Genomic DNA, 26707 nt, shown 5'->3' on the forward strand with positions numbered 1-26707 from the left:
GTATCATGATATCAGTTGTTATTAGAACAAAAAACCAGGCCGACGCACTTAATTTTGCGTTGAAAAATCTAACCGAAAGATATCTAAAAAGTATTTCTGAAATCATAGTAGTCGATAATGAATCTACAGATAACAGTAAAGAAATCGCTGAAAAATACAACGCCCGTTTTGTCACCATTAAAAATTTCAGTTTTGGGGGCAGTGCAAATGTATGCGCCCAAGAAGCAAAATATCCGATTGTGGTTATTTTTAGTTCGCATTCATATCCTGTAAGTCATGATTTTTTTGAATTAATTCAGCACAAATTCAATCAAAATCCTAATTTGGCAGGTTTGCGTTGTCTGCATAATCCGAGCGATTATAAAAATTACATAAATCAAGTATCAGTTCTAACAGATCCTAATAAATCGGGATTGATATTTTCTGGCTCAGCATTTAGTCGTTCCGTTTGGGAAAAATTTCCTTTTAAAGAAGATGTTGCTACCTTTGAAGATAAAGAATGGACAACCAGAGTTATTAAAGAAGGTTACGAAATAGACTTTGTTCCCTCTATATTTTGTTATGATATTAAAAGAACAAAAAAGCAATTGTTTTTTCGATTTAAAAATGATGTAGTAGGTAATTATCAATTATGGCATCAAGATATTACATTGGCTAATGTCATGAAAGGACTATTGGTAGGAATGTATAATTTGCTGAAAAACTTCTTCATAGATTTTTATTACATAATACGTCGCTTTTTTTATTTAATCGGATTTATAACGAACAAGCCTAAAAAGTTTTAATTAGAATTATTCAGCCTTTTAATGACCAAAAATAATAATTTTGACTTTTTACGTTTTTTGTTTGCAATTCTAGTAGTTGTGTCTCACTCTTTTCCATTGTCTGGCAGCAATGAAACCAAACAATGGATTTATGAAATTACCAATGGACAAATTGTTCTAGCCCAAATAGGCTTAAGTGGTTTTTTTATAATCAGCGGTTTTTTTATATTCCAAAGTCTTGAAAGAAGCAGTAATCTGAAAGAATATTTCAAAAAGAGATTTTTAAGACTTTTTCCAGCCTTATTTTTTGTTTTGCTTTTTTCGGTCCTTCTGGCTCCGTTTGTTTATAATGGAAATATTACTTTTCTAAAAAACAAAGAAGTATATACCTATCTGCCTTTCAATCTTACTTTATACGGATTTCAGTCGGGTATAAAAGGAGTTTTCGATCAAAATCCGTATCATGCTATAAATGGTTCTTTATGGACAATTCGGTATGAATTTACATTGTATGTCGTTCTGGCATTTTTATTCTTTTTTAGAAATAATAGAAAAATAAAAATGATAATGCTTTCGGCTGTTTTTATCCTTTTTGTTTTTCTTTACAATTTTTGTTTAAAGAGATTTGGAAATGCCGAATTGTTTGGATTTCAAGGCGTTCATGTTTTAAATTTAGGAACATTTTTTATTGCTGGAAGCGTTTTGGCCTCATTGAAATTACAGAATCTGAAAAATAAACAAGTGATTTTAGGAGTGTTATTACTACTTCTATTATTGTCTTTGTATTTTGGAATTTATGAAAAAACGAAACATTTCATTTTTCCAATAGTAGTTTTATTGGTTGGTTTTATACCATTGAAATTCATAAATAATTTCGGAAAAACAGGAGATGCTTCCTATGGAATTTACATATACAGTTTTCCTATACAGCAGACTTTAATGTATTTTTTTAAGATGGATACCTATACTTTACTGTTTTCATCAGTAGTTCTTTCAATAGTATTTGGCTATCTATCATGGCATTGTATTGAGAAAAAAGCATTGCGATATAAAAGAATCAAAACAGCATAAAATGAAGAAAGCTGTAAAAAAAATAGTTTATTCCCTGCTTGCCGTTTGGAATCTTTTGAAGTTTTTAATCTTTGATCTTAAAAAGATTAAAAACGCAGAAGTAGTATGCTTTTTCCCATTTTATAAAACAGGTGGTGCAGAAAAAGTACATTTAAACATTGTAAAAGCCATTAGTTCCAAAAACGTCTGTGTTATTTTTACAGTGCATTCAGCAACCACTAATTTTTATAAAGAGTTTACAGAAAATGCTGAATGCATAGAAATAAATCCTATTCTAAATAAAAAAAACGATTTGGTCAACAAATGGCTAATGAAAAGTATTTACAAAAACATTAATCAATCTGCTAATTGTAAAACCGTTTTTGGATGCAATTCGATATACTTCTACAAAATAATATCCAAAATAAGTGAGAAAATTTCAAGAAACGATTTATTTCATAGTTTCTCCGAAAATGACGAACGCGAAACAGATTTAATATATTCAGCGAAATACATCGATAATCGAATTGTGATCAATGATGCCGCTAAAAATGATATCATCAATTTTTATATCAAAAATAAAATTGATGCTATTTATGCTGATAAGATAAAAGTGATCCATAACGGAATTGAATTGCCAAATTCTGAATTTAAAACAAAAGATAATCCTAACATTCGCATTGGATTTATCGGCAGATGGTCTGCTGAAAAAAGACCTGAGATTTTCTTAGAAATAGCCAGACAAATCCAGTCAAAATATTCTTTTATATCATTTGTAATGGCTGGAACCGGAATGAAAAGCAATCTGGATTTAATTACAAATGCCGGAGTAGAATTTTTAGGCGAAATCACAAATAAAGAACAGTTAGACGAATTGTATGCCGCTCTTAATTTTATAATCATACCATCTGTTTACGAAGGATTTCCTATGGTAATCATGGAAGGAATGTCACATGGTGTAATACCGGTTTCAACTAATTTAGAAGGAATTAGAGAGCATATCACTTCTGGTTTTAATGGTATTTTGATTCATGAAACTGATGAAAACAAAATGGCTATTGCTTTTTGCGAATCAATTGAAAAGCTTATTGGCAATTCTGAAGAACGGAATTTGCTGTCAAAACAATGTTTTGAATATGCACAAAAACATTTCGGAATAGAAAAATTTAATACATCCTATCAAAAAATCTTGTTGTCGTAAAATGAGAATCCTAATGACAGCAATACCAAATCATCATTTTTTTCAATGGGTAAACCAATTGGAAAATTCTGGTCATGAAGTATGCTGGTTTGATATAACAGATGGAGGCCCAAAAGTAGAGAGAATAAAATGGGTTAATCAGATAAAAGGCTGGAAACTCCGTTTTGATTATCCTTTTCGACATACGATTAAAAATAAATTTCCAAGTCTATATCGCTTTATCCAAAAATATAATGAACGAAATGTTCAGGAAGTTTTTCGAAAAATCTTAAATGAATTTCAGCCCGATATTGTACATTGCTTTGAAATGAAATTAGCCGGTTTGCCTATATTGCCTATTATTGAGCAATATCCAAATATAAAACTGATATATTCATCTTGGGGGAGCGACTTATATTTTTACAATCAGCTTGGATTGACAAAAGACGAAGTGCAGCAATTTTTAACGCGAACGGATTATTTAATTACAGATTGCCGAAGAGATTATGAAATCGCCTTGCAAAACGATTTTAAAAATACTTTTTTAGGAGTTTTTCCGGGAAACGGAGGAATTACTCTCGAAAAAGAATTCATCAAAAATGTAAATGAGAGAGAGAATATTTTAATTAAGGGCTACGATGACGAAATAGGAAAAGCAATAAAAATTATTGAGGCTTTAGAACTAGTTCCGGTAGACGTAATTAAAAAGTTTAAAATAATAGTGTACAGCACAGACACCGTTGTAAAAAAACGAATTGAAGAATCGGAACATTTCAACTCTTTTGAAATAAAAATCATTGATCGTCATGGTTTTATTTCAAATGCAGAACTTCTAAAATTAATGGGAAACAGTATTATTCACATAGCAAATAGTATTTCTGATGGTATGCCCAATGTTTTATTAGAAGCCATGGGAATGGGAGCATTTCCTATACAATCAAATCCTGGAAAAGTTGCCGAAGAAGTTTTGGAAAATGGTATTAACGGTTATTTAATAAACGATCCTTTAGATACGACTGCAATTGCGAAACTAATTGAAAGTGCAGTTAGTAATACAGAATTAAGAAAAACAGCGCAAGAGTACAATACAAAATTCATTGCCGATAAATACAATAGAAAAAAGTTGAAAGAAGAAATACTTCAATTATATACAGATGTTCTTTCATCTAAAAACAATACCAAATAATGAAACTATCGATAGTAATCGTAACAAAAAATAGAGCCAAAGAATTAGAAATAACCCTAAATAAGTTACTAAATGTACTAGATTTGACTCAGCATGAAATATTGGTTTTTATCGATGGATGCCCTCAAACACAAGAATTAATTTCTAAATATGATCAGGTTCAATGGTCATTTACAGAAAAAAGCATTGGAGCTTCTCCAGCACGAAATGCATTGTACCCAAAAGCAAAAGGAGAAATTTTAATTGGATTGGATGACGATGCGCATCTTTTAAATACTGATTTCATTCTTAAAATTGAAAACACCTTTTTAGAAAATCCAAAAGCAGGAATAATTGCATTTCAGGAAATAAAAGGCATATTCTTAAATGATAGAGAAGCTTTGCAGGCTAGAGAACCAGAAAATAAAAAATATATAACCAACGATTTTATTGGTTGTGGTTTTGCTATTAAAAATAAAGTGTATAAAGAAACCAGAGGATTTCCAGTCTGGATTGATATTTACGGAGAAGAATCTTGTCTTACCATTGAAGTTATCGATTTAGGATATGATATTGTATACAATAACGAAATAATAGTAAACCACAGAGTCGACAGAAAACAAAGACTTGCACTGGGACGAAATTATTTTAGATTTGAAAAGCAACTCAAAAATGCCGCTTACTATTATCTGGTTTATTATCCTAATCCATTTTTGAAGATTGCGAAACTAATGTTTCATAATTTCAAAAAATACGCACTTACAGACAAAAAATGCTTTGTTCTGTTCTTAAAATCTAATTTTACTGTTTTTGTAAATCTGCCAAAAATTTTAAAATTCAGAAAACCGGTTTCTCGTGAGACCATATTAAAAATCAAATCATTAAACAGTATTAAATACTAACCCAAAGAGGAAACAAGAATGCTATTTAATTCCTTTAATTTTGCTTTATTTCTACCTGTCGTTTTTATATTGTACTGGTTTGTAACCAATAAAAATTTAAAAATTCAAAATGCTCTCTTACTCATTTCAAGTTATTTCTTTTATTCTTGCTGGGATTGGCGTTTTGTGTTTCTCCTTATTTTTTCTACTTTATTAGATTATTTTTCTGGAATACAAATTGAGAAAAGCAATAATCCCAATGAAAGAAAATTTTGGTTTTGGCTCAGTATTACAATCAATCTCGGATTTTTAGGAGTTTTTAAATATTTCAATTTTTTTGCTGACTCACTAAAAGACTTAATATCTGTTTTTGGGTTTCAAGTCAATATGTGGTCATTAAAAGTGATTTTGCCTATCGGAATTTCTTTTTATACTTTTCACGGTTTATCATATGTAATTGATATCTATAAAAAAAGAATCAATGCCGAGAAAAATTTTATCGATTATGCGGTTTTTGTTTCTTATTTCCCTTTGTTAGTAGCCGGACCTATAGAACGTGCAACACATCTTCTGCCTCAAATAAAAAAGAAAAGAATTTTTAACTATGATCAAGCAGCAGATGGATTAAGACAAATTCTCTGGGGATTATTCAAGAAAATTGTAATAGCAGATAATTGTGCCGTTTATGCCAATATGATTTTTAACGACTCAGCCCATTATTCAGGAAGTACTTTAGTGATGGGAGCTGTGTTTTTTGCTTTTCAGATTTATGGCGATTTTTCTGGATATTCAGATATTGCATTAGGTACATCCCGATTATTTGGAATTGAATTGCTGCAGAATTTCTCATTTCCATATTTCTCAAGAGATATAGCCGAATTTTGGAGACGATGGCACATTTCCTTAACCACATGGTTCAAGGATTATTTATACATTCCGCTTGGAGGAAGCCGTGGAGGAAAATGGGTTCAAATTAGAAATACTTTTATCGTTTTTCTTGTCAGTGGTTTTTGGCATGGGGCAAATTGGACGTTTATAATTTGGGGATTACTCAATGCGATATATTTTTTACCCTTACTCATCTTTAATAAAAACAGAGATCACCTCGAAATAATTGCTTACAAATCGAATTGGCCATCATTTAGAGAAATTTTTCTAGTTCTAATTACTTTTGGGCTAACTGTATTTGCATGGATTTTTTTTAGAGCCAATAACATTCATCATGCATTTCAATATATATCTGGAATCTTTTCTAAATCCTTGTTCTCAATTCCTGATTTAAGACCACGAGATGTTATTTCATTAATAATCATATTCATGATTATGGAATGGCTTGGCCGAAGAAACAAATATGCATTAGAAAAAATGGGGTTTCAATATCACCGTATTTTTAGATGGACGCTTTATAGTGTACTTTTAATTGTCATTTTTCTTTTCGGAACTCAGGAACAAGAATTTATTTATTTCCAATTTTAGTATGAAAAAGTTTTTAATTAGAATTCTAATATTTGGTGTAATCTTCTTTACCGTAGATAAATTATTTTATGTCTTTTTGGTAACAGCTCCAGAGCTGGAAACAGACAAAAGGTTAGAACAGCTTATACAAGGAAAGATCAATAAAGAAATAATTGTAATGGGATCCTCACGAGGAGCTGATAATATTATAGCTGGTCAAATTGAAAAAGAAACGGGTAAAAGCGCTTATAACATTTCTTATATCGGATCGAATATTCAGTTTCATGTGTTTTTGCTCAAAACATTATTAAAATATAATAAGAAGCCTGAAATCATAATATTATCAGTAGATAATCCTTATGAATTTATAGACGAAAAAACACTTACCTTTAGAGTAGACCGACTTCATCCTTTGGTAAAATACAACTATATTAATCAAGAACTTATTAATCAAAATGACAGAAGTCGATTATCATGGTTCTTCTGTTTGGCAAGAATAAATAAAAGCTATTTAACTTTTACAAAAAAGAAACTAGCAAAAGAAAATACATTACTGCCATGTGGTTCAATGCCGTTAAAAGAAGAATTATCTAAAAGAGATTTAATTTTTAATGCCGAAAAAGAATCATATCCAATAGAAAAAGAATTAGAAAGTAAAAGAAAAGAATTTCTCGAATTTCAGGATATTTGCAAGCAAAGTAAAATTAAGATTATTTATTGTTTTGCGCCAAATTTCAGGACTTATGATCCTGCTTTAGAAAATAGAATCAAATCTATGACTCATTCTGATAACGCATTTTTTGTTTACGATACAGCAGACATGAGATACAAAAACAATTCTTATTTCTATGATCAGTCCCATTTAAATATAAAAGGCGCAAAGATATTTACAGCAGAATTGAGCAAATTTATAAATTTGAACAAATAATTAATTCCAAACAAGTTAAGCAGGTTACAATGAAAAAAACAGCTATAATTCCGTTACGAAAAAACTCTAAAGGAATTCCGGGGAAAAACAAAAAGAAAATGCTGGGTCGTCCGCTTTTTTCGTGGGTGCTGACAGCGGCTGTTTTTTCGGAATTGGATGAGGTTTACATATTTACCGATGATCAGGAAATAATTGATTTTGTTAATCGGGAATATCATTGGACGCCAAAAGTGAAAGCATTATTACGAAACGATCACAATGCTTCAGATACGGCATCAACTGAAAGTGCTATGATAGAATTTGCAGAAAGTATAGGTAATTTTGATATTCTGTGTTTATTACAAGCAACTTCGCCTCTAACAACTTCTCAGGATATTAATGCCACTTTAGATGAAGTTCTCAAAAATCAAAAAACTTCTGCCTTAACAGTAGTCAATACACATCGTTTTATTTGGAATGCCGATGGAACTCCACAAAATTATGATGTTTTTAAACGTCCCCGCAGACAAGATTTTGAGGGTCTGTTAATCGAAAACGGAGCTGTTTATGTCACAACCAAAGAAGCATTTAAAACATCACACAATAGAGTTAGCGGTTCGATAGGTTTGGTAAAAATGCCAGAAGAATCGCTTGTAGAAATCGATAGTTTAACCGATTGGGAAATTGTAGAAAACCTGCTTGCTGAACGCCAGAAAAAAACAAAACAACACCAGCGAATTGATTATTTAGTTTTAGACGTCGACGGCGTTTTTACAGACGGTTGTGTATATTACAATGCGGAAGGCGAGATGGCTAAAAAGTTTAATATGCGAGACGGAATGGGACTGGAAATTCTAAGACAAAATAAAGTTGAGGTTATTGTATTGACCTCAGAAAATTCTGAATTAGTCGCCCAGCGAATGAAGAAATTGCAAATAAAACACACTTTTTTAGGGGTAAAAGATAAGTTTTCATTTTTAACGCAATTTCTTTTAGATAGAAATAGTAGTTTTGGCGCCGTTGCGTACGTAGGTGACGATGTAAATGATTTGGCAAATATTTGCAGCGTAGGATGGTCATTTACACCTGCTGATGCTGTAGAAGCTGTAAAAGCAAATGCAGATTACATCTTAACCAATGCTTCTGGAGAAGGAGCAATTAGAGAAACTTGTGAAATTTTATTAAAGTATAATAAACGTTATGAAAGATTATAATAAACCTTATGTGATTGCAGAAATTGGATGTAATCATAAAGGCGAAATGACAATAGCCAAAGAATTGATTAAAATTGCAAAGATCTTTGGAAATGCTGATGCAGTCAAATTTCAAAAACGTAACAATAAAGAACTTCTTACCGAAGAACAGTACCATGCTCCGCATCCAAATTCGGCAAATTCTTATGGAGACACGTATGGTGAGCACAGAGAATTTTTAGAATTCAATGTTGATCAGCACAAAGAGCTAAAAGAATATTGCGAAGAAATCGGAATTGTATATTCAACGTCAGTTTGGGATACAACATCAGCAAAAGAAATTGCTTCCTTAAATCCTGAATTCATAAAAATTCCTTCGGCTTGCAATAACAATTTTGATATGTTAGGATGGCTTTGTGAAAATTATTCTGGAGAAATTCATATTTCAACAGGAATGACAACCAAAGATGAAACCGATATTTTAGTAAACTATTTTACAGAAAAAGGAAGAAATAAAGATCTAGTATTGTACAACTGTACATCTGGATATCCAGTTCCTTTTGAAGATGTTTGTCTTTTAGATATTAATCTGTTAAAACAGAAATACCAAGATAAAGTAAAACATATTGGTTTTTCTGGGCATCATTTAGGAATTGCTGTAGACATTGCAGCTTATACACTGGGAGCACATATTATCGAAAGACATTATACTCTAGACAGAACCTGGAAAGGGACAGACCATGCAGCTTCGCTTGAGCCAATGGGATTGCGAAAGCTAACTCGTGACCTTAATGCAGTATATCAGGCATTGACATTTAAAGCTTCTGAAATCCTGCCAATCGAACAAATCCAAAGAGATAAATTAAAAAATAAAAAAGTATAAAACCTCAAAGTACTGTTGCTGCGGTAATGCATAACATTGTTTGTAATTAAAAGATGAAAAAAAATATATTTATTTTCCTGCCAGATGGTGTCGGACTTCGAAATTTTGCTTTAACAGAATTCAAAAACATTGGAGAAAGCGCAGGATTTGATATTACTTATTGGAATAATACTCCTTTTTCGATAACAGAAAAAATTGGATTTAAAGAAGTTAAAATCCAAAATACATCTTTGCACCCGTTAACGACAGTTTATACACGAGCACGTAAACGCATGGAATTGAATTTTTTCGATAAAAAGTTCAATGAAACGGTTTACAATACCTATAATTTTCCACATTCTTATAAGGGATTAAAAAATGCCTTTAAAAGTCTAATGGTTGATACGCTCACTGCTTTTGGATCTAACGAAAAAGGAATAAAATTCGTTCGTGAAAAAATTAAAAAAGGAGAACGTTCAACCACAAAATATCTAGATTGTAAAAAACAACTTGAACTGCACAGACCCGATTTTGTATTTTGTACAAATCAACGTCCTACACAAGCAATTGCTCCAATTTTAGCAGCTCAAGATTTAGGAATTCCAACAGCAACATTTATTTTTTCATGGGATAATCTGCCCAAAGCAACCACATTAGTCGAAACAGATTATTACTTTGTATGGAGCGAACACATGAAAAAAGAAGTACTGATGTACTGCCCATACGTAAATGAAAATCAAGTTTTTGTAACAGGAACTCCACAATTCGAAAGTCACTTTGATACTACACTTTTAGAAAGTAAAGAAGATTTCTATAAAAAACACAAACTGGATAGCAATGTGCGATACATCTGTTATTCTGGAGACGATATAGTAACTTCGCCCTTAGATCAATATTATTTAGAAGATCTTGCTGTATCTGTACGAGAATTAAATAAACAAGGATATTCATTAGGAATAATTTACAGAAAATGTCCAGTTGATTTCACTGACCGATACGACGCTGTTCTTGAAAAATACAAAGATGTCATTGTAAATATCGATCCGCTTTGGAGTCCTGTTGGACAAAGCTGGAATGAAATAATGCCAACCAAAGAAGATTTTGCACTTCAAGCCAATATCTGCGAACACACCGAATTTGTTGGAAACATTGCATCATCAATGGTTTTTGATTTTGTGGCTCATGACAAATCTTGTCTGTTTTTTGATTACGAACAACCGCAGCTTAAAAAAGGAATCAGAGACATTGGACAGAATTATCACTATATCCATTTTAGATCAATGCCGTCTAAAGAAGCCGCATTATGGGTTAGAAATAAAGCTGACTTAACTCAGATCGTAAAAGATATTATAGACGGAAAAATATCAAATGTTTCCGAAGGTAAAAAATGGTTTGAAACTATCGTTGGACCTAATCCTACGCTTGCCTCTGCAAAAATATGGGAAGGAATAACAGCTATTTTAAAACAATAAAAATCTATGTTTTTTAATTCAATAGCATTTGCTATTTTTTTACCAATCGTTTTTTTCTTGTATTGGTTTGTTTTCAATAAAACCAAAAGCTCTCAAAACGCATTATTAATAATTGCGAGTTATTATTTTTATTCCTGCTGGGACTGGAGATTTTTATTTTTGCTTGTATTTTCTACATTCCTAGATTATTACACCGGAATTCAAATCGAAAAAGGCAAATCCGAAAAAAGCCAGAAATTTTGGTTTTGGCTTAGTATTGGTGCCAATTTAGGATTTCTGGGAGTCTTTAAATATTATAATTTCTTCGCGGCATCATTTGCAGAATTATTCAGTGGATTAGGTTTCAAAGTAAGTCCAATTTTATTAGATGTTATTCTTCCAGTTGGAATCTCCTTTTACACATTTCACGGATTGTCGTATGTGATCGATATCTATTACAAACGCATCAAAGCCGAATATAATTTTATTGATTATTCCTTGTTTGTGAGTTATTTTCCGTTATTGGTTGCCGGTCCAATAGAAAGAGCAACACATTTGCTGCCACAAGTTAAAGTAAAACGAGACTTCGATTTTGAAAAAGCAAAAGAAGGTGTTTGCCTGATTGTTTGGGGATTAGTAAAAAAAGTGGTTATTGCAGATACCTGTGCGGCGTACGCCAATGCTGTTTTTGATCATTATCCGTCAATGAATTCTTTTTCGCTCATATTAGGAGCCATTTATTTTGCTTTTCAAATTTATGGAGACTTCTCAGGATATTCGGATATTGCTTTAGGAACATCCAAATTATTCGGATTGGATTTGTTGAGAAACTTCAACTATCCGTATTTTTCTAGAGATATTGCAGAATTCTGGCGTCGCTGGCATATTTCGCTTTCATCATGGTTTCGTGATTATTTGTACATTCCGTTAGGAGGAAGCAAAGGCGGACTTTGGATGAAAATCAGAAACACCTTTATCATTTTTGTGGTAAGTGGTTTTTGGCACGGAGCGAATTGGACTTACATTGCATGGGGATTTATCAATGCCGTTTATTTTCTTCCGTTACTTTTATCCAACAAAAACAGAAATAACATGGATACCATTGTGCTGAAATGGAATTTCGATTCAATAAAAGTAATTTTCAGCATTCTTACCACTTTTAGTATTACCTGTATTGCCTGGGTATTTTTTAGAGCAAAAACAATAACAGATGCTGTTTTATATTTAAAACGAATTGTTTTAGACCGAGATTTCAGTTTTCAATATCTCGATAACGAAAGATACAATTACGAACTTATTCTTCTAGTCCTTTTATTCACAGTCGTTGAATGGAACAATCGTGCTAAAGTTGAACCTTTATCAGGGAAAAAAAGCATGTTGAAAATAGCATTGGCGATCGCCGCCATAATCGCTTTCGGAACTTTTTCTGATTATAAAGAATTTATATACTTTCAATTTTAATGAAAAGGTTTTTAATTTATATACTCAAAATCCTTGTAATTACGGTTTTGATTGCCGTGGTGCTTGACGGACTTTATACAGCTGTTTTTTTTAAATCTCAAAATAGGGGAAAAATTGAAACAGTCGTAAACTCAAAACCTCAAAATTACGATGTTGTCATTTTAGGATCATCACGTGCAAACAATCATTTTGTCTCTGAAATGTTTGAAGAAAAAGGACTAAAAACCTTTAATTACGGAATGAGCGGTGGACATTTATTTGAAGCCTCGTTGATGCTGAAATTGATGATCGAAAGAAAATACCAAATTAAAAACATCATTTTAGAAGCAGATTTAAATCTTTCAAATGATAAAGAAGCGGATGGAATTTCGGCTAAATTTCTGCCCTATATTCACAATTCAGAAGTTATAAAAGAACATTTTGAACCACAGGCAAATTTCACCGAATTGTATTATGTCCCTTTTTATCGTTATGTGAAATTTGACGGTAAAATTGGTTTCAGGGAAATTTGTAAAATTCTGATGAACGAAAAAACAAATGCTCTCGATAATCAAGGATATTATCCGTTAGTCAAACATAAAAATGGCAATATGAAAAATAATATTGTCAATTTAAATCCGCTGCCACACAACAAATACTACGAAGAAATTAAAGCTATTTGTAAAGCCAATAAAATTAATTTCATAGCCGTAATGACGCCAATGTGCGAAAATGTGAAAGGAATGAATTACTTTGAAAAAGTAAAGAAAAAATATCCCGAAATTTACAATTACGAAAATGTAGTAGTCGAGAATAAATACTTTTCATCCTGCGGACACATGAATGATACGGGAGCTAAAATTTTTACAGCCAGAATTCTAAAAGATTTTTTTAATAAATAAAATGCATATAGCTTTTTTAACACCAGAATTTCCACATGCCAAAGTTGCGTATGCAGCCGGAATTGGTACAAGTGTAAAAAACCTTACGATCGCTTTAGCCAAAGAAGGAATTACGGTTACTGTTTTTGTATACGGTCAAAAAACACAAGAAGTTATGGTTGAAAATGGTATTACGATTCATCTTATAAAAGAAAAAAAATACAAATTTCTGGGTTGGTTCTTTCATAGAAAACATATTGAAAAATATTGCAATTCCATCATTCAAAAAGAAAAGATAGCACTTTTAGAAGCTGCTGATTGGACTGGAATTACCGCTTTTATGAAATTCAAGATTCCGCTTGTCATTCGATTTCATGGAAGTGATACTTATTTCTGTCATTTAGAAAACAGAAAACAAAAGAAAAAAAACTTTTGGTTCGAAAAGAAAGCCATAAATGGAGCAAAAGCATTTATTGCACCCACAACCTTTGCTGGTCAGGTTTCCAAAGAACTTTTGGGAATAAAAAACAAAGAAATAAAAACCATTCACTACGGATTAGAACTGGAAAACTTTACCAATCCATCTCCCGAAATCTATGAAAAAGGCCTGATTTTGTACATTGGAACTTTGATTAGAAAAAAAGGAGTTTTGGAACTGCCTGAAATTTTCGCCAAAGTTCACAAACAGTTTCCTCAAGCAAAACTGTTTTTGATAGGAGGCGATTCTAATGATGTAAAAACAGGAACTTCATCAACATGGCAGTTGTTACAGGAAAGATTTTCAAATGAAGATCTTCAAAACGTTCAATATTTAGGCAAAATCCCATACGAAGAAGTTAGAAATTACATTCAAAAAGCAAATGTATGCGTGTTTCCAACCTTTGCAGAAACCTTAGGAATGGTAACCATAGAATCTATGGCAATGCAAAAAGCTGTTGTAAACAGCAATATTGGCTGGGCACAAGAATTAATGATAAATAAAGAAAGCGGATTTTTGGTGCATCCTGCGAATCATGATTTGTATGCCGAAAGAATAATTCAGTTATTCAACAATCCGGAACTTACTTTAGAAATAGGAAAAAAAGCCCGATTAAGAATAGAAGAGAAATTTGATATCAAAAAGCTGGTAAAAGAGAATATCGATTTTTATACTAAAATCATAAACTCAAGCAACAAATGATTATAATCTATCATCATAATAATAAAGTTGTTGAGGTTTCATTTAACGGAGAAAGCATTCCTTTTTCTAAAAAAAATATTGCCGAAAATGTATTCGATACTGCCGAAAAATATCCTGACCAATTAATCATGTGGTGCCAATTGGATTTAAAATTAAATCTGAATCATGCTGCACTTCCAGATATTTTTCATCATGATAAAATAATGGCTTCCTTTAATGTATCTGCAGATTATTTTTTGCCCAAAACAATTGGTTATGTTGACGAAAGTCCATTTTTAAATGTAAAAAAAGACGTCAGCTATCCTACTTGGCAAATGAGCGCAGATATTGGCGGAGTGCATGCGAAAGTTGTAAATGCATTGCAAAATAAAGTCAGTTTAGATACTGATTTTGACTATTTCCTACATTCATTGGCAAAAGGAGCAATGCCAAACGGACTTTTATGTTATTCAGAGCCATCATTAATTAAAGACCATTCTCAAATTATACAAAAGAAAAAGAGAACGAATTTTTTGGTATTTCGTTTTGTAAAACAACATTACAGAACACGCTGGATTTTTCTTCTTTTCCTTGATTTATTTTTATACGAAAGGAAGTTTGCTCTTTTTCCGCTTCTGGCAAGTCTGTTTTTTAAACGAAGAATTTTCGAAAAAAACCTGCTGGATAAGATTGAAGTTCATTCCGTTAAAAAAGTTATCGATAAAAAAACGATTGATGTCATTATTCCAACAATTGGCAGAAAAGAATGTTTGTATGATGTATTAAAAGATTTGTCAAAACAAACACATCTTCCTGTCAGCGTTATTATTATTGAACAAAATCCCGCTTTAGGCAGTACTTCAGAATTGGATTATCTACAGACTAAAAACTGGCCGTTTACAATCAAACATACTTTTACACATCAGGCAGGAGCGTGCAATGCCAGAAACCTGGCCTTAGTGCAAGTTGAAAGCGAGTGGGTTTTCTTAAATGATGATGACAACAGGTTTGAATCTGATTTAATCGAAAAGACATTCGCCAATATTGAATCTTTCGGATGTTTGGCCGCTTTAACATTTTACCCTATCGCAGGACAAAAATTAGTAGAAAAGAAGATTTGTCAAGCTGCGATATTTGGATCAGGAAACAGCTTTATTAAATCAACTGCTTTAGAAAAAGTCAGTTTCAATAAAAGTCTGGAGTTTGGTTATGGAGAAGATACAGAATTTGGACTTCAGTTGCGCAATGCTGGTTTCGATATTATTTATTTCCCCAATTTGGTTATTAACCACTTAAAAGCGCCAATGGGAGGTTTTCGTACTAAGCCTGTGTTAATTTGGCAGAATGCAGAAGTACAGCCAAAACCATCGCCAACCATAATGTTTTTAAAGCTTAATAATCTTAGCATTCAACAGCTTAATGGTTACAAAACGGTTCTTTGTATAAAGTTCTATAAGGCGCAGCATTTAAGAAATCCAGTTCAATATTTGTTAAATTTTAGTAAACAGTGGAAATCAAGTATATTTTGGGCTCAAAAGTTAAAGGAATAATTCTTACATTAGAGTTCAAATATATGCAAGTTGATCAAGTCTATTTCGGTAAATACCACTTCAGGAAAACAAAACTGTATTTTTGATCCGAATCAGAAATATAAAATAAATATAGATTTCAGTACTATCGATTTACTGAAATTAAATGCTTTTGACATTGAAATTACATTCTCATCGCCTGTTTCTCAGTTTCGTAACCACGATTACACATGGAACAATTGCAATGAAGACAGAATCGCAAATGAATATTGTCCTAAAATTATAAAACTTCAAAACGGACAATTGGTTCAAGCCAATATTAATCTGGGAATTTGGGAAGTAAATAAAAAAAATACAAACGTTTTACTGTGGCGTTTCAATCCCGAATTTTCAAAACCTATCGCTACTTATCTGGAGGACAATAATGAAAAACATATTTTACAAGCTGTAAAAAGATTTGTTTTTCCTGAAAATCCTGCGTTGTTATTTCCAGCTAGCGAAGCATTTGAATTTAGTAAATCTAAAATTCCTTTTACAGCCGTTGCTTGTTTTACAGATCATTGTGATTTTGATACACTCGAAAATTTAATACTGCAAAGAGAATTCTTTAAAGAAAATGACGTAAAAACCACAAAAGGTTTTTTCTTGAATCATTTTTCTAAAAGAAATGACAACGCTTCATTTGAAAATGATAAAGAAGAATTATTAAAATGGGATAACGACGGACACGAGTTGTTTTATCATTCGCTTTCGCAGTCTATAAAAGATTACCAGCAAAGTTTCGTAGATTTTAAAAACTTTGTGCCTCCTCTAGAAAACATAAAAGTTTGGATTGATCATGGATTTCAGCCGTATAATTTTTCACTTATAAAAAATAACATTTTAAGCGAAGATGATTACGCTAATATATTGAAAGAAAAACACATAAATACTTTGTGGAATTACATCGATTCAGGAACTTCAACACAAGGAGTGATCAATCAATTTAATAGTAGTCATTTTACTTTGTCAAGTTTCTTAAAAGGAAATAAGAATTTGAAATTTGTAAAAAGACTACAGTTAATGATAAAAAATATCATTTTCCACTATTATAATGATGAAAACTTAATTCTAAAATACAAAGACACGGCAGGAAATTTTAAAAAATTGGTTTACCAAAAGAAGATAAAATCACTGATTCCGCTTACTAAGAATTCTTTCCATCTCAGTTTGTCCATTCTATCCGTATTTTTATTTTGGAAGAAAGCAAAAAACAAACCTTATAAATTGGCCAAATATTCTCCTGTTTTATTTAAACACAGAATCGCCGAAAAAGAATTTTATGTTTTTCAAACATTAGAAATGCTTGATTTCCAGAAATCTTTGTCTAAGGATAATCTCAATACTTTGATAAATGAAAAAGGAGTTTTTATTGCGCATACTTATTTTTCAGTTCCTTTGGAATACCATAAAGGTAAATTGTTCAGTACTCCTGATACAATTGATCAAAAAGTATCGGAAAATTTTAGATATTTGGGAACGAAAATTAAAAACAAAGAAATCTGGAATCCAACTCTTACCGAGCTGATTGAATATTGGTCTGGTTTTGAAAAAATAGTGTTAGACATACAATCAAACGGAAATTTATTTTTAAAAACAGATACAAACCTAAAAATGCGACAGGTAACCTAAAAATAAATGAATCATAAAATAAAAACAATATTATTCAAAACATTAGCTTCACTGCCTAATAAAATAGATGATTATTGTTATCATAAAATTCAAAGCTTTTTCGATAAATCAACTCTTGAAAACCGATTAAAAAGTGTTGAATCAACCTATTTTAGATTATCTAAGGTTTTACAGGATTTGCGTATTGACCTGAATAATAAAACTATTTTTGAACTTGGTTCAGGATGGTTTCCTGCAATGCCGTATTTTTTTAAGTACAAATTACAGGCAGGAAAAGTAATTACGATTGATATAAATGAACATTTTAAAAAAGCAACCGTTTTAGAGCTGAATGATTGTTTTTCCAAAATCTACCATTCTGAAATAGTTTCTGATCCTCAAAATAAATACAGTCTTCCTAAAGGAATTGAATATCTGCCAAAATACAATGTTGTAGAAAAAGATTTTCCAGACGTTGATTTTGTTTTTTCGCGTTATGTATTGTCACACATGAATGAAAATGATGTTGACGATTTACATAGAAGAATGAAATCTCAATTAAAAAAAGGAACACATATCATTCACTTTATTTCTCCTAGTGATCTCAGACAACATAGCGACAGTAATTTATCTCTTCAGGATTTCTTACAGTACAGTAAAGAAGAATGGAATAAAATCCATACCAAATACGATTATCATAATCGTTTGAGATTGTCGCAGTTTTTAGAAATCTTTAAAAAATACGATTACGAAGTTTTGTATTTAGATTACGAAAGCCTTCAGCCGGGAACTAAAAAATACGATATGTTCAAAGAAGTTAAATTGCATGAGGATTATAGCAAATACTCAGATGAAGAATTAACTGCTGGGAATATTTTAGTTGTTTTAAAATTATAATGCGATGAGTACTTTACGTTTTTCATTAATCATTTGTACTTATATGCGTCCTGAACCTTTGATAAAATTATTAAAATCGGTTCAGGACCAAACTTTATATCCCCACGAAATTTTAATTATCGACGGTTCTACAAATAACGATACAGAACTTGTATTGCAAGAAAATAGTTTTGAAAACCTTCATTATTTTCGTGTAGACGACAAAGACAGAGGATTAACGAGACAACGTAATTTTGGAATTTCCAAAGTAAACTCTCAATCAGATATTGTTTGTTTTTTAGATGATGATGTAATTCTAGAACCCGATTATTTCAAAAATCTATTACATACTTATGAGGTTTTTCCGGAAGCATTAGGAGTAGGAGGCTACATTAATAACGAAGTAAAATGGGAAAAAATCGGAAATAATTATATCCCGTTAAACAAAGATTTTTGTCATGACGGTTGGAAACGTACTGACGGAAGCCGATTCGTATTACGAAAAAAACTAAATCTAGACAGCAATTGTCCGCCGGGATTTTCACCTACTTTTTCACATGGAAGAAGCATTGGCTTTTTACCTCCAAGTAATAAAACATATCAGGTCGAACAATTAATGGGAGGCGTTTCTTCTTTTAAAAAATCTGTTTTTGACACACTTTCATTTTCAACTTATTTTGAAGGTTACGGCCTCTATGAAGATGCCGATTTTACTTTAAGAGTAGCAAAAAAAGGAAAACTATATGTAAATACAGCGGCAAGACTGGCACATTTTCATGCACCTTCTGGAAGACCAAACCAATATTCATATGGAAAAATGGTAGTAAGAAACGGTTGGTATGTATGGAGAGTGAAGAAACCAAAACCAAGTTTTCAGGATCATCTAAAATGGAACTGCATTACTATTTTGCTGACTTTTATCCGCTTTACAAATGCCATAAAAGGAAGTAATAAAAAAGCAGCCTTTACAGAAGCGTTAGGAAGAACCGTTGGCTGGTGGAGTTTGATCTTTAATAAACCTGTTATATCATCTAAAGATAAGACAAATGTTTAGGAACGATTTAAAAGTAAATTTAAGAAAGTAATTATGACAATAGAATTATCAACCTGGACACATCATTTAACCCAGCTTATATATTCGTATTTCTATTTTTGTAAAGAACAAAAAATAGAAGTTAAAATAATTCAGAATGAAACCGTTCAGCATAATGGAGTAATCTTACATGTAAACGGCAAAACGGCTTTTTTTGATTATTCTGATGATCCCGGATTTATAGATTCGGCTGAATTGTATGATTATTATTTTAAAAGATCACTTCGAGAAGAAGACTACACAAAAAATATACATCCTTTAAATTTTAATATTCCAATGGCCTATAAAAGTCATTTGTTAGTACTGAATTTAAAATCCGATCTTCTGTTTCATAAAAAAAGCAGAACAGAAGTAATAAGAGCATTCGACAGACTTTCTTTATTTACCAACTCCTCGCATGCCGTTTTAGATGTAAAACGATATCCTAAAAAAGTACAAGATTTTGGTGGCAATATAATATTTCATACCAGATTATGGAATCCTGATAATCATAATGATGCAGATGAAAAAGAACGCAGAAGAAATCAAAATGATTTTAGAATTAATGCCTGCCGGATCTTAAAAAAAACATATAAAAATGCTTCTGTAGGTTTATTTGCGGATAAACTAGCTGATGAATTGGCACCAGATTTAATATTAGATTCAAAGCATTCTAATAAAAATAATTACTTCAATATGCTGAGTAATTATAATATCTGCATAGCAGATGACGGACTTAAAGATACTCCAGGCTGGAAAATTGGGGAATATTTATTATTTGGAAAAGCAGTAGTCTCAACTCCGCTTAACATCGCTGTAGATCATTTTAAAGAGCATATACATTACGAAAGACTAAGCAGCAGAAATGCTTATCTAGAATTGCCTGAAAAAATTGATTATCTTTTAGAAGATAAAAAATACCTTGAAATGGGCGAAAATAATTTAATCTGGAGCGGAGAATATCTGCACCCTAAAAATTATTTCAAAAGAATTTTATCTATTGTTGAAAATAATAGTTAGCCTTGAAATCGATCAAATTCGCCATAATAACCCATGTTGCTCATGTTCATGATAAAAATGAATATTTAGCGTATGCGCCTTATGTTCAGGAAATGAATATTTGGTTTAAATATGTCGATGAAGTAATTATCGTGGCGCCATTAAAAATCGAATTAACCGAAATAGATATTCCTTATAAACACAGTAAAATTGATTTTAGAAACGTACCGGATTTTAATCTGACGACTTTCGGTAATATTCTGAGTTCCGTTTTTAAATTGCCGTCGATCATCTGGAAAATATTTCGTGCCATGCAAAATGCCGATCATATTCATTTGCGTTGTCCTGGAAATATGGGGTTAATTGGGTGTTTTGTTCAAATTTTCTTTCCCCGAAAAACCAAAACAGCAAAATATGCCGGCAATTGGGATCCGAAAAGTGCACAGCCTTGGACGTACAAACTGCAGAAATATATTTTGAACAATACTTTTTTGACCAGAAATATGCAGGTTTTAGTATATGGTGAATGGAATGGAAATTCAGCTAATATTAAACCTTTTTTTACCGCTACTTATTCAAGTTCAGAGAAAGAAAATATTCAAAAAGATTCTCTTGACTCTGGTGTGAAATTTATTTTTGTGGGAAGTTTAGTTTCAGGTAAAAACCCGATGTACGCTGTAAAATTAATTCAAAAACTTTTAGAAGAAGGAAACAATGTTAGTTTGAATTTGTACGGAGAAGGTTCTGAAAGAAATTCTCTTGAAAATTACATTCAAACTAATAAACTTGAAAATCATATTGTTTTAAAAGGAAACAACAATAAAGAAATCCTGAAAGAAGCCTATAAAAAAAGCCAGTTTGTAATTTTGCCATCTAAAAGCGAAGGCTGGCCAAAAGCAATAGCAGAAGGTATGTTTTGGGGATCTGTCCCATTAGCCACAAAAGTATCCTGCGTTCCTTTTATGCTTGATTATGGAAAAAGAGGAATTTTATTAGAAATGGATCTTGAAAAAGATTTTCAAACCATTCAAGGTTTGTTATCCAATGAAGACGATTTTTCTGCAAAAAGCAATGCAGCATTAAACTGGTCGCAAAAATACACAACAGATATTTTTGAAGCCGAAATAAAAAACTTGCTGTCAAAATGAGAATAGTTCAGATAATAGATTCACTTGAAGCGGGCGGAGCCGAAAAAATGGCGGTTAATTACGCCAATGCACTTGCTAATACAATTGAGTTTTCGGGTCTTGTGACAACAAGAAAAGAGGGACTTCTTTTATCTCAGCTTAATAAAAATGTTTCCTATTTGTTTTTAAATAAAAAAGGGAAAATAGATCTTTCGGCTGTTTTTAGATTGCGTAAATATTTAAAAGAGAATAAAGTAAATGTTATTCATGCCCACAGTTCTTCTTTTTTTACAGCGGTTTTAGTAAAACTGACACTGCTGAAAATTAAAATAATCTGGCATGACCATTACGGAATCAGTCAAGATTTAAAACAAAGAAAAAGTACAAGTTTAAAAATCAGTTCTTTGTTTTTCAGCGGTATAATATCTGTAAACGATGCATTAAAAAACTGGGCAGTTTCTTATTTGTGGAGTTCTAATGTTGTTTACTTTCCCAATTTTATAAGTGATTTTAATGATTCGGAAGAAGAAATAAAGTTAAATGGCATTGACGGAAAAAGAATTGTGTGTGTCGCCAATTTACGTCCACAGAAAAACCACAAATTGCTGATTGAAACAGCATCTATAATTAGAGATAAATTTCCCGATTGGAGTTTTCATTTATTTGGAAAAGATTTTAAAGATTCTTATTCAGCACAATTATTTCAAAAAATAGAAAAACTGAAACTTCAGGATTCTATTTTCTTTTATGGAAGTATCAATAATGTTGGACAAGTTTTAAAACAATGTGATATTGCTGTGCTTCCGTCATTATCAGAAGGACTTCCGTTAGCTGTTTTAGAATATGGGTTATATAAACTTCCGGTTGTGGCAACCCATGTAGGCGAAATAAAGAAAGTCATCACTTCTCATCATCACGGAATAATTACAGAGTCAGATAATCTTTCCGAATTCAGCAGTGCTGTTGAAAGATTAATTACTCATGTTGATGAAAGACAGGCAAAAGGAGTGAATCTCCATAAATTTGTTGAATTAAATTACAGCGAGCAATCTATTATACAAGAATATGTTTTATGGATAAAATCTTTGCCTAATTTTGCCGACAATAATTCTCATAAATGAAGAACGCCAAAATCTCGTATAATTTTCTAATAATTTTTCATGCATTAATTGCCTTGGCAGTTTTTGTATTGCCATTGCTATCTAAATTATATGCGCTGTTAATTGTTGTGGTGGGTTTTTATGTGGTTTACAAAACCAGAAATAAAAACAATGAAGTTTTAATAGTAGCAGCTTATTTAGTGGGAGTTGAGGTTTTTCTTCGAATGACAGGCGGAAATTTGAATAATGAATATGTCAAATTTATGGCTATCTTTTTTATGCTTGTCGGTATGGTGTACAGCAACTTTTCGAGTAATATTTTCATTTACATTGTTTTTTTGATTTTACTTATACCGGGAGTTTTAATGGCAATTGGCCAAGCAGATTTTGTTATAGATTTAAAAAAAGTATTAGTGTTTAATTTATCAGGTCCCGTCTGCCTTGCTTTTTGCTCTATTTATACTTTTAATCGGAGAATCTCATTTTCGCAGCTTCAGAATATCTTTTTAGCAATGGGACTTCCTGTTATTACGACTACTGTATATTTATTTTTATATACGCCAAGTGTAAAAGATGTAGTTACTGGAACACAATCTAATTTTGAAACATCTGGAGGATTTGGACCTAATCAGGTTTCGACCATTTTAGGATTAGGAATGTTTATATTTTTTACACAGCTTATTTTGTTTTCCAAAAACAAAATTGAAATGCTGATAAACGGCGGTTTATTTGTATTTATGAGTTATAGAGGTGTTGTAACATTTTCACGAGGCGGGATTTTAACGGCTATTGTTATGATTCTTTGCCTGCTGGTTATATTGTATCGCTTGTCTAATACAAAAGGGAAAGTCAAATTTAGTTATGTTTTTATTTTAACAGGTTTGATGGTTGTCGGGATATGGACTTATTCGTCTATGCAGACAAACGGACTTATTGAAAAACGTTATGCTAATAAAGACGCGTTAGGTAGAGACAAAAAAGACCGACTAGGGGGAAGGGAGGAAATTATGGATGCAGAAATAAAATTGTTTCTAGAAGAACCTGTTATGGGAGTAGGTGCAGGTTTAAGTAAATACCGAAGAATAAAACTTTTAGGAGAAGAAGTAGCTTCGCACAATGAAATAACCAGAATGCTAAGTGAACATGGAATTTTTGGTCTTTTTGGTCTACTTATACTATTTATAACTCCTTTAATTTTATACATTAATAACCGACAGCATTTGTATTTCTTGTCCTGTTTTGCTTTTTGGCTGTTAACGATAAACCATGCCGCCATGCGAACGGCTGCGCCAGCCTTTGTTTATGCATTATGTCTGTTGTCTGTTCAAATGAAAAATCCCGAAAAAGAGCCAAACCAATAGATTAATTTCTGTTTTTTATAATATTTTTGCTTCTAGTTAAGCCCATTAAATCTAAAAATATATGCGTTCAAAAAATAAAATGCATTTCGAAATCTCAGAACGAAAAGTATTGCTTGTTGCTTTTGATGTTTTCTTTGTGCTGTTGGCATTGTATTTTTTGAATATACTTTTCGAGTACCAATATTTCGCCTTTAACAACGATACAATTTACAGGCCTTTTATATTTGTGGGGTATTTTTGCATTTTTGCTACAATTTTCGAAATGTACAATTTACAGGTGGCTAGTAATCAGCTGCAAATTCTTAAAAGTGTTATCCTTGCTGTCTCAACTACGATACTTATATACCTTCTTACACCTGTTTTATCACCAGAACTTCCTAAACAGCGTTTGACCATTTTAATATTTTATCTGACGATATCGGGAATAATATTATTATGGCGTTTTTTTTATGCTTTCTTTCTGGCTTCGCATCGTTTTTTTCAAAATGTGATTTTAATCTGCGATAAAGATCAAGTAGAAGAATTAGTACTTGGACTTGAAAATGTCGATCCCAATTACAAAATAATAGGTTTTGTTAATTCCGATTCAAATTCTGAAGTAGACGCAGGATTTCATTACGTAAAAGAAATCAAAAAAGAAGATTTAGAGAATTACGTATTTGAAAATAATGTAGCCGAAATTGTAATTGCTTCCAAAAAAACAGATGGTATTACTGCCGATCTATATCAGCAATTATTACATCTATTAGAATCAGGAAATGTAATTCGTGAATATACTCAGGTTTACGAAAGCAAAACACAACGTATTCCAGTTCAATACATCGCAAGAGATTTTTATCGTTTTTTCCCCTTCAGCCGAAGCAACAATAATAAACTGTATTTGTTTTTAATACGTTTTATAGAATTGGTTTTTTCTTTCACGGGACTTTTAATCTGTATTTTGTTTATTCCGTTTATTTTTCTGGGAAATCTTTTAGGAAATAGAGGAAGTTTGTTTTATACACAGGATCGTGTTGGGCAGAATGGTGTAATTTTCAAGATTTATAAATTCAGAACCATGATTAAAGCTTCGGAAACGAACGGGGCTGTTTTTGCTACTTCAGATGACCGGCGCATTACACCATTTGGAAAATTTATGCGTAAATCAAGAATAGACGAACTACCTCAGTTTTTTAATGTTTTAAAAGGCGATATGGCCGTAATTGGACCAAGACCCGAAAGACCATTTTTTGTGGAAGAAATCGCTAGAATAATGCCTTTTTATGAAACGCGTCATGTAATAAAACCAGGACTTACCGGTTGGGCACAAGTTAATTATTCATACGGAGAATCGATTGAAGAAAGTTTGATAAAACTCCAATACGATCTTTACTACATCAAACACCGAAGTGTTTTTCTCGACTTAAGCATTACTTTTAAAACGATTACTACCGTTTTATTTTACAGAGGACAATAAATTATATAATTATTGGAATAGGTTTTTTGTTTCTAATGATAACTCTCACCAAAACAAAACCACTTGTAATAATCATTGGCAGCACAATAAAAAAGTGCGCTTTATTAATCATAAACAAGCTGTACACAATTAAGAACATTAAGTGTAATACGGCGAATCTGTAAGTCCATTTTTTGTTCTTTATAAGAGAAAGAATAATTAAAATCAACAATAACGGACTAAATAAAAGTACGTTGTAATTCATCGCCAGTTCTTGGTGGAAAGAATAAAATCCAACTCCAACAAAAAAGAATCCCATTAAAGATAAAATCAAAAGATAGATTTTATCTACGATTTTGTTATGTGCCAAAACTACAAATCCTAAGATAAAAAGATACGTATAAATATTATTCCAAAATGATGTTGGGGTTTCTTTTTCAAAACTTAATAATGTTTTGCTTTCTCCTGCTAAAAGATGGCCTTGAAAAGTGGTTTCTTCTAAACTTTTCTTCAATTCAAAAGGCAGAAAAATTCGAGTTCCCATTTGGTCAACTTTAGTTCCGAAAATAATACTCGTTCCTAACTGATCGTAAAAATGACCTTTAAAATACGGAAATAAAATAGAGCGATAGGTTTTGTCAGTATCCACAGTTTTTACAATTACATTTCCGTTTAAAGTCGAATTAATCACATCAACAACCATTGAAGTACAATTTTTGTCAATGAATTTATAAGTGTAATAACGTTCTTCAGATAAAAGAACAGCATTTAATTTATCAAAAAGCTTCTGTTTTAAATCTTGGGAAAGAAGCAATTCCTGTTCAAAAACACTTCTTTTTTCAGAAGTATAATCATTTATAAAATCGGCAAAAGAATGAACAACTACAAAATATTGTAAGTCGCCTTTTGCAAATTTGGCAACAAAATTTGGTGTGCTGAAATCAAATGCGCCATAATTATAAACAACGTCAAGATTATTAATAGGATCAGCTACGCGAATAGCAGTGTGTCCAAAATAAGAATACGTTTCATTACCTAATCCGCAGGTTATTACACTGATTTTAGCATATTTTGATAAAGGAATACTTTGACTGAAACCCAGCGTAAAACTTAGTAATAGTAAACAAAAAAGTGTTTTTTGTAAAATGACTTTTTTCATAATTTGAAATT

Annotated in this window: 23 protein-coding genes; 22 read left to right on the forward strand and 1 reads right to left on the reverse strand. The window is 31.7% G+C overall.

Annotated elements, in window-relative coordinates:
- Positions 1-5 precede the first annotated feature (5 nt).
- The 22 genes from J0383_RS14450 (at position 6) to J0383_RS14555 (ending at position 25558) form a co-directional block, all read left to right on the forward strand.
- Complete coding sequence (locus J0383_RS14450; RefSeq protein WP_207294716.1) at positions 6-785, forward strand: glycosyltransferase; 780 nt, start codon at positions 6-8, stop codon at positions 783-785.
- Between the two features lie 21 nt (positions 786-806).
- Positions 807-1835 carry an acyltransferase family protein gene (locus J0383_RS14455; RefSeq protein ID WP_207294717.1) on the forward strand — a complete coding sequence of 343 codons (1029 nt, stop codon included), beginning with the start codon at positions 807-809 and terminating at the stop codon, positions 1833-1835.
- Position 1836: 1 nt separating this feature from the next.
- Entirely contained in the window at positions 1837-3015 is a 1179-nt protein-coding gene (locus J0383_RS14460; RefSeq protein WP_207294718.1) for a glycosyltransferase family 4 protein, read from the forward strand.
- Positions 3016-3028: 13 nt separating this feature from the next.
- Complete coding sequence (locus tag J0383_RS14465) at positions 3029-4180, forward strand: glycosyltransferase family 4 protein (RefSeq protein WP_239023075.1); 1152 nt, start codon at positions 3029-3031, stop codon at positions 4178-4180.
- Positions 4180-5061, forward strand: coding sequence for a glycosyltransferase family 2 protein (locus tag J0383_RS14470; protein ID WP_207294720.1), 882 nt, complete (start codon positions 4180-4182; stop codon positions 5059-5061). The genes J0383_RS14465 and J0383_RS14470 overlap by 1 nt, the downstream gene beginning before the upstream one ends.
- A gap of 18 nt (positions 5062-5079) precedes the next feature.
- A complete protein-coding gene (locus J0383_RS14475) occupies positions 5080-6516 on the forward strand; it encodes an MBOAT family O-acyltransferase (RefSeq protein ID WP_207294721.1) in 1437 nt (478 codons plus the stop codon).
- A gap of 1 nt (position 6517) precedes the next feature.
- Entirely contained in the window at positions 6518-7423 is a 906-nt protein-coding gene (locus J0383_RS14480; protein ID WP_207294722.1) for a hypothetical protein, read from the forward strand.
- A gap of 29 nt (positions 7424-7452) precedes the next feature.
- Positions 7453-8616 (forward strand): acylneuraminate cytidylyltransferase, encoded by a 1164-nt coding sequence (locus tag J0383_RS14485; RefSeq protein ID WP_207294723.1) that lies wholly within the window; start codon positions 7453-7455, stop codon positions 8614-8616.
- Positions 8603-9478 carry an N-acetylneuraminate synthase family protein gene (locus J0383_RS14490; protein ID WP_207294724.1) on the forward strand — a complete coding sequence of 292 codons (876 nt, stop codon included), beginning with the start codon at positions 8603-8605 and terminating at the stop codon, positions 9476-9478. Before J0383_RS14485 ends, J0383_RS14490 begins: the two co-directional genes overlap by 14 nt.
- Before the next feature lie 53 nt (positions 9479-9531).
- Positions 9532-10929, forward strand: a complete 1398-nt coding sequence (locus J0383_RS14495) for a glycosyltransferase family protein (RefSeq protein ID WP_207294725.1) — start codon at positions 9532-9534, stop codon at positions 10927-10929.
- 6 nt (positions 10930-10935) lie between these two features.
- Positions 10936-12369, forward strand: coding sequence for an MBOAT family O-acyltransferase (locus J0383_RS14500; protein ID WP_207294726.1), 1434 nt, complete (start codon positions 10936-10938; stop codon positions 12367-12369).
- Positions 12369-13250, forward strand: a complete 882-nt coding sequence (locus J0383_RS14505) for a hypothetical protein (RefSeq protein ID WP_207294727.1) — start codon at positions 12369-12371, stop codon at positions 13248-13250. The genes J0383_RS14500 and J0383_RS14505 overlap by 1 nt, the downstream gene beginning before the upstream one ends.
- Before the next feature lies 1 nt (position 13251).
- Positions 13252-14409, forward strand: coding sequence for a glycosyltransferase family 4 protein (locus J0383_RS14510; protein ID WP_207294728.1), 1158 nt, complete (start codon positions 13252-13254; stop codon positions 14407-14409).
- Positions 14406-15938, forward strand: a complete 1533-nt coding sequence (locus J0383_RS14515; RefSeq protein ID WP_207294729.1) for a glycosyltransferase family 2 protein — start codon at positions 14406-14408, stop codon at positions 15936-15938. Before J0383_RS14510 ends, J0383_RS14515 begins: the two co-directional genes overlap by 4 nt.
- Positions 15939-15968: 30 nt before the next feature.
- The gene (locus J0383_RS14520) at positions 15969-17588 is read left to right on the forward strand and encodes a hypothetical protein (protein WP_207294730.1); all 1620 of its coding nucleotides are present in this window, start codon (positions 15969-15971) and stop codon (positions 17586-17588) included.
- 6 nt (positions 17589-17594) lie between these two features.
- Positions 17595-18464 (forward strand): class I SAM-dependent methyltransferase, encoded by an 870-nt coding sequence (locus J0383_RS14525; protein ID WP_207294731.1) that lies wholly within the window; start codon positions 17595-17597, stop codon positions 18462-18464.
- A gap of 4 nt (positions 18465-18468) precedes the next feature.
- Positions 18469-19497: a glycosyltransferase family 2 protein gene (locus J0383_RS14530; protein WP_207294732.1), complete on the forward strand. Its 1029-nt coding sequence runs from the start codon at positions 18469-18471 to the stop codon at positions 19495-19497.
- A gap of 33 nt (positions 19498-19530) precedes the next feature.
- Positions 19531-20535 (forward strand): hypothetical protein, encoded by a 1005-nt coding sequence (locus tag J0383_RS14535; protein ID WP_207294733.1) that lies wholly within the window; start codon positions 19531-19533, stop codon positions 20533-20535.
- Between the two features lie 2 nt (positions 20536-20537).
- Entirely contained in the window at positions 20538-21662 is a 1125-nt protein-coding gene (locus J0383_RS14540) for a glycosyltransferase (protein ID WP_317196709.1), read from the forward strand.
- On the forward strand, positions 21659-22762 hold the full coding sequence (locus tag J0383_RS14545; protein WP_207294734.1) for a glycosyltransferase: 1104 nt from the start codon (positions 21659-21661) through the stop codon (positions 22760-22762). Before J0383_RS14540 ends, J0383_RS14545 begins: the two co-directional genes overlap by 4 nt.
- The gene (locus tag J0383_RS14550; RefSeq protein ID WP_207294735.1) at positions 22759-24102 is read left to right on the forward strand and encodes an O-antigen ligase family protein; all 1344 of its coding nucleotides are present in this window, start codon (positions 22759-22761) and stop codon (positions 24100-24102) included. The genes J0383_RS14545 and J0383_RS14550 overlap by 4 nt, the downstream gene beginning before the upstream one ends.
- 61 nt (positions 24103-24163) lie before the next feature.
- Positions 24164-25558 carry a sugar transferase gene (locus J0383_RS14555; protein ID WP_207294736.1) on the forward strand — a complete coding sequence of 465 codons (1395 nt, stop codon included), beginning with the start codon at positions 24164-24166 and terminating at the stop codon, positions 25556-25558.
- A gap of 1 nt (position 25559) precedes the next feature.
- Here J0383_RS14555 and J0383_RS14560 read toward each other — a convergent pair whose 3' ends face one another.
- Entirely contained in the window at positions 25560-26696 is a 1137-nt protein-coding gene (locus tag J0383_RS14560; RefSeq protein ID WP_207294737.1) for a lipoprotein N-acyltransferase Lnb domain-containing protein, read from the reverse strand.
- Between the last annotated feature and the right edge of the window lie 11 nt (positions 26697-26707).

It is taken from the genome of Flavobacterium endoglycinae (assembly GCF_017352115.1).
Taxonomy (GTDB): domain Bacteria; phylum Bacteroidota; class Bacteroidia; order Flavobacteriales; family Flavobacteriaceae; genus Flavobacterium; species Flavobacterium endoglycinae.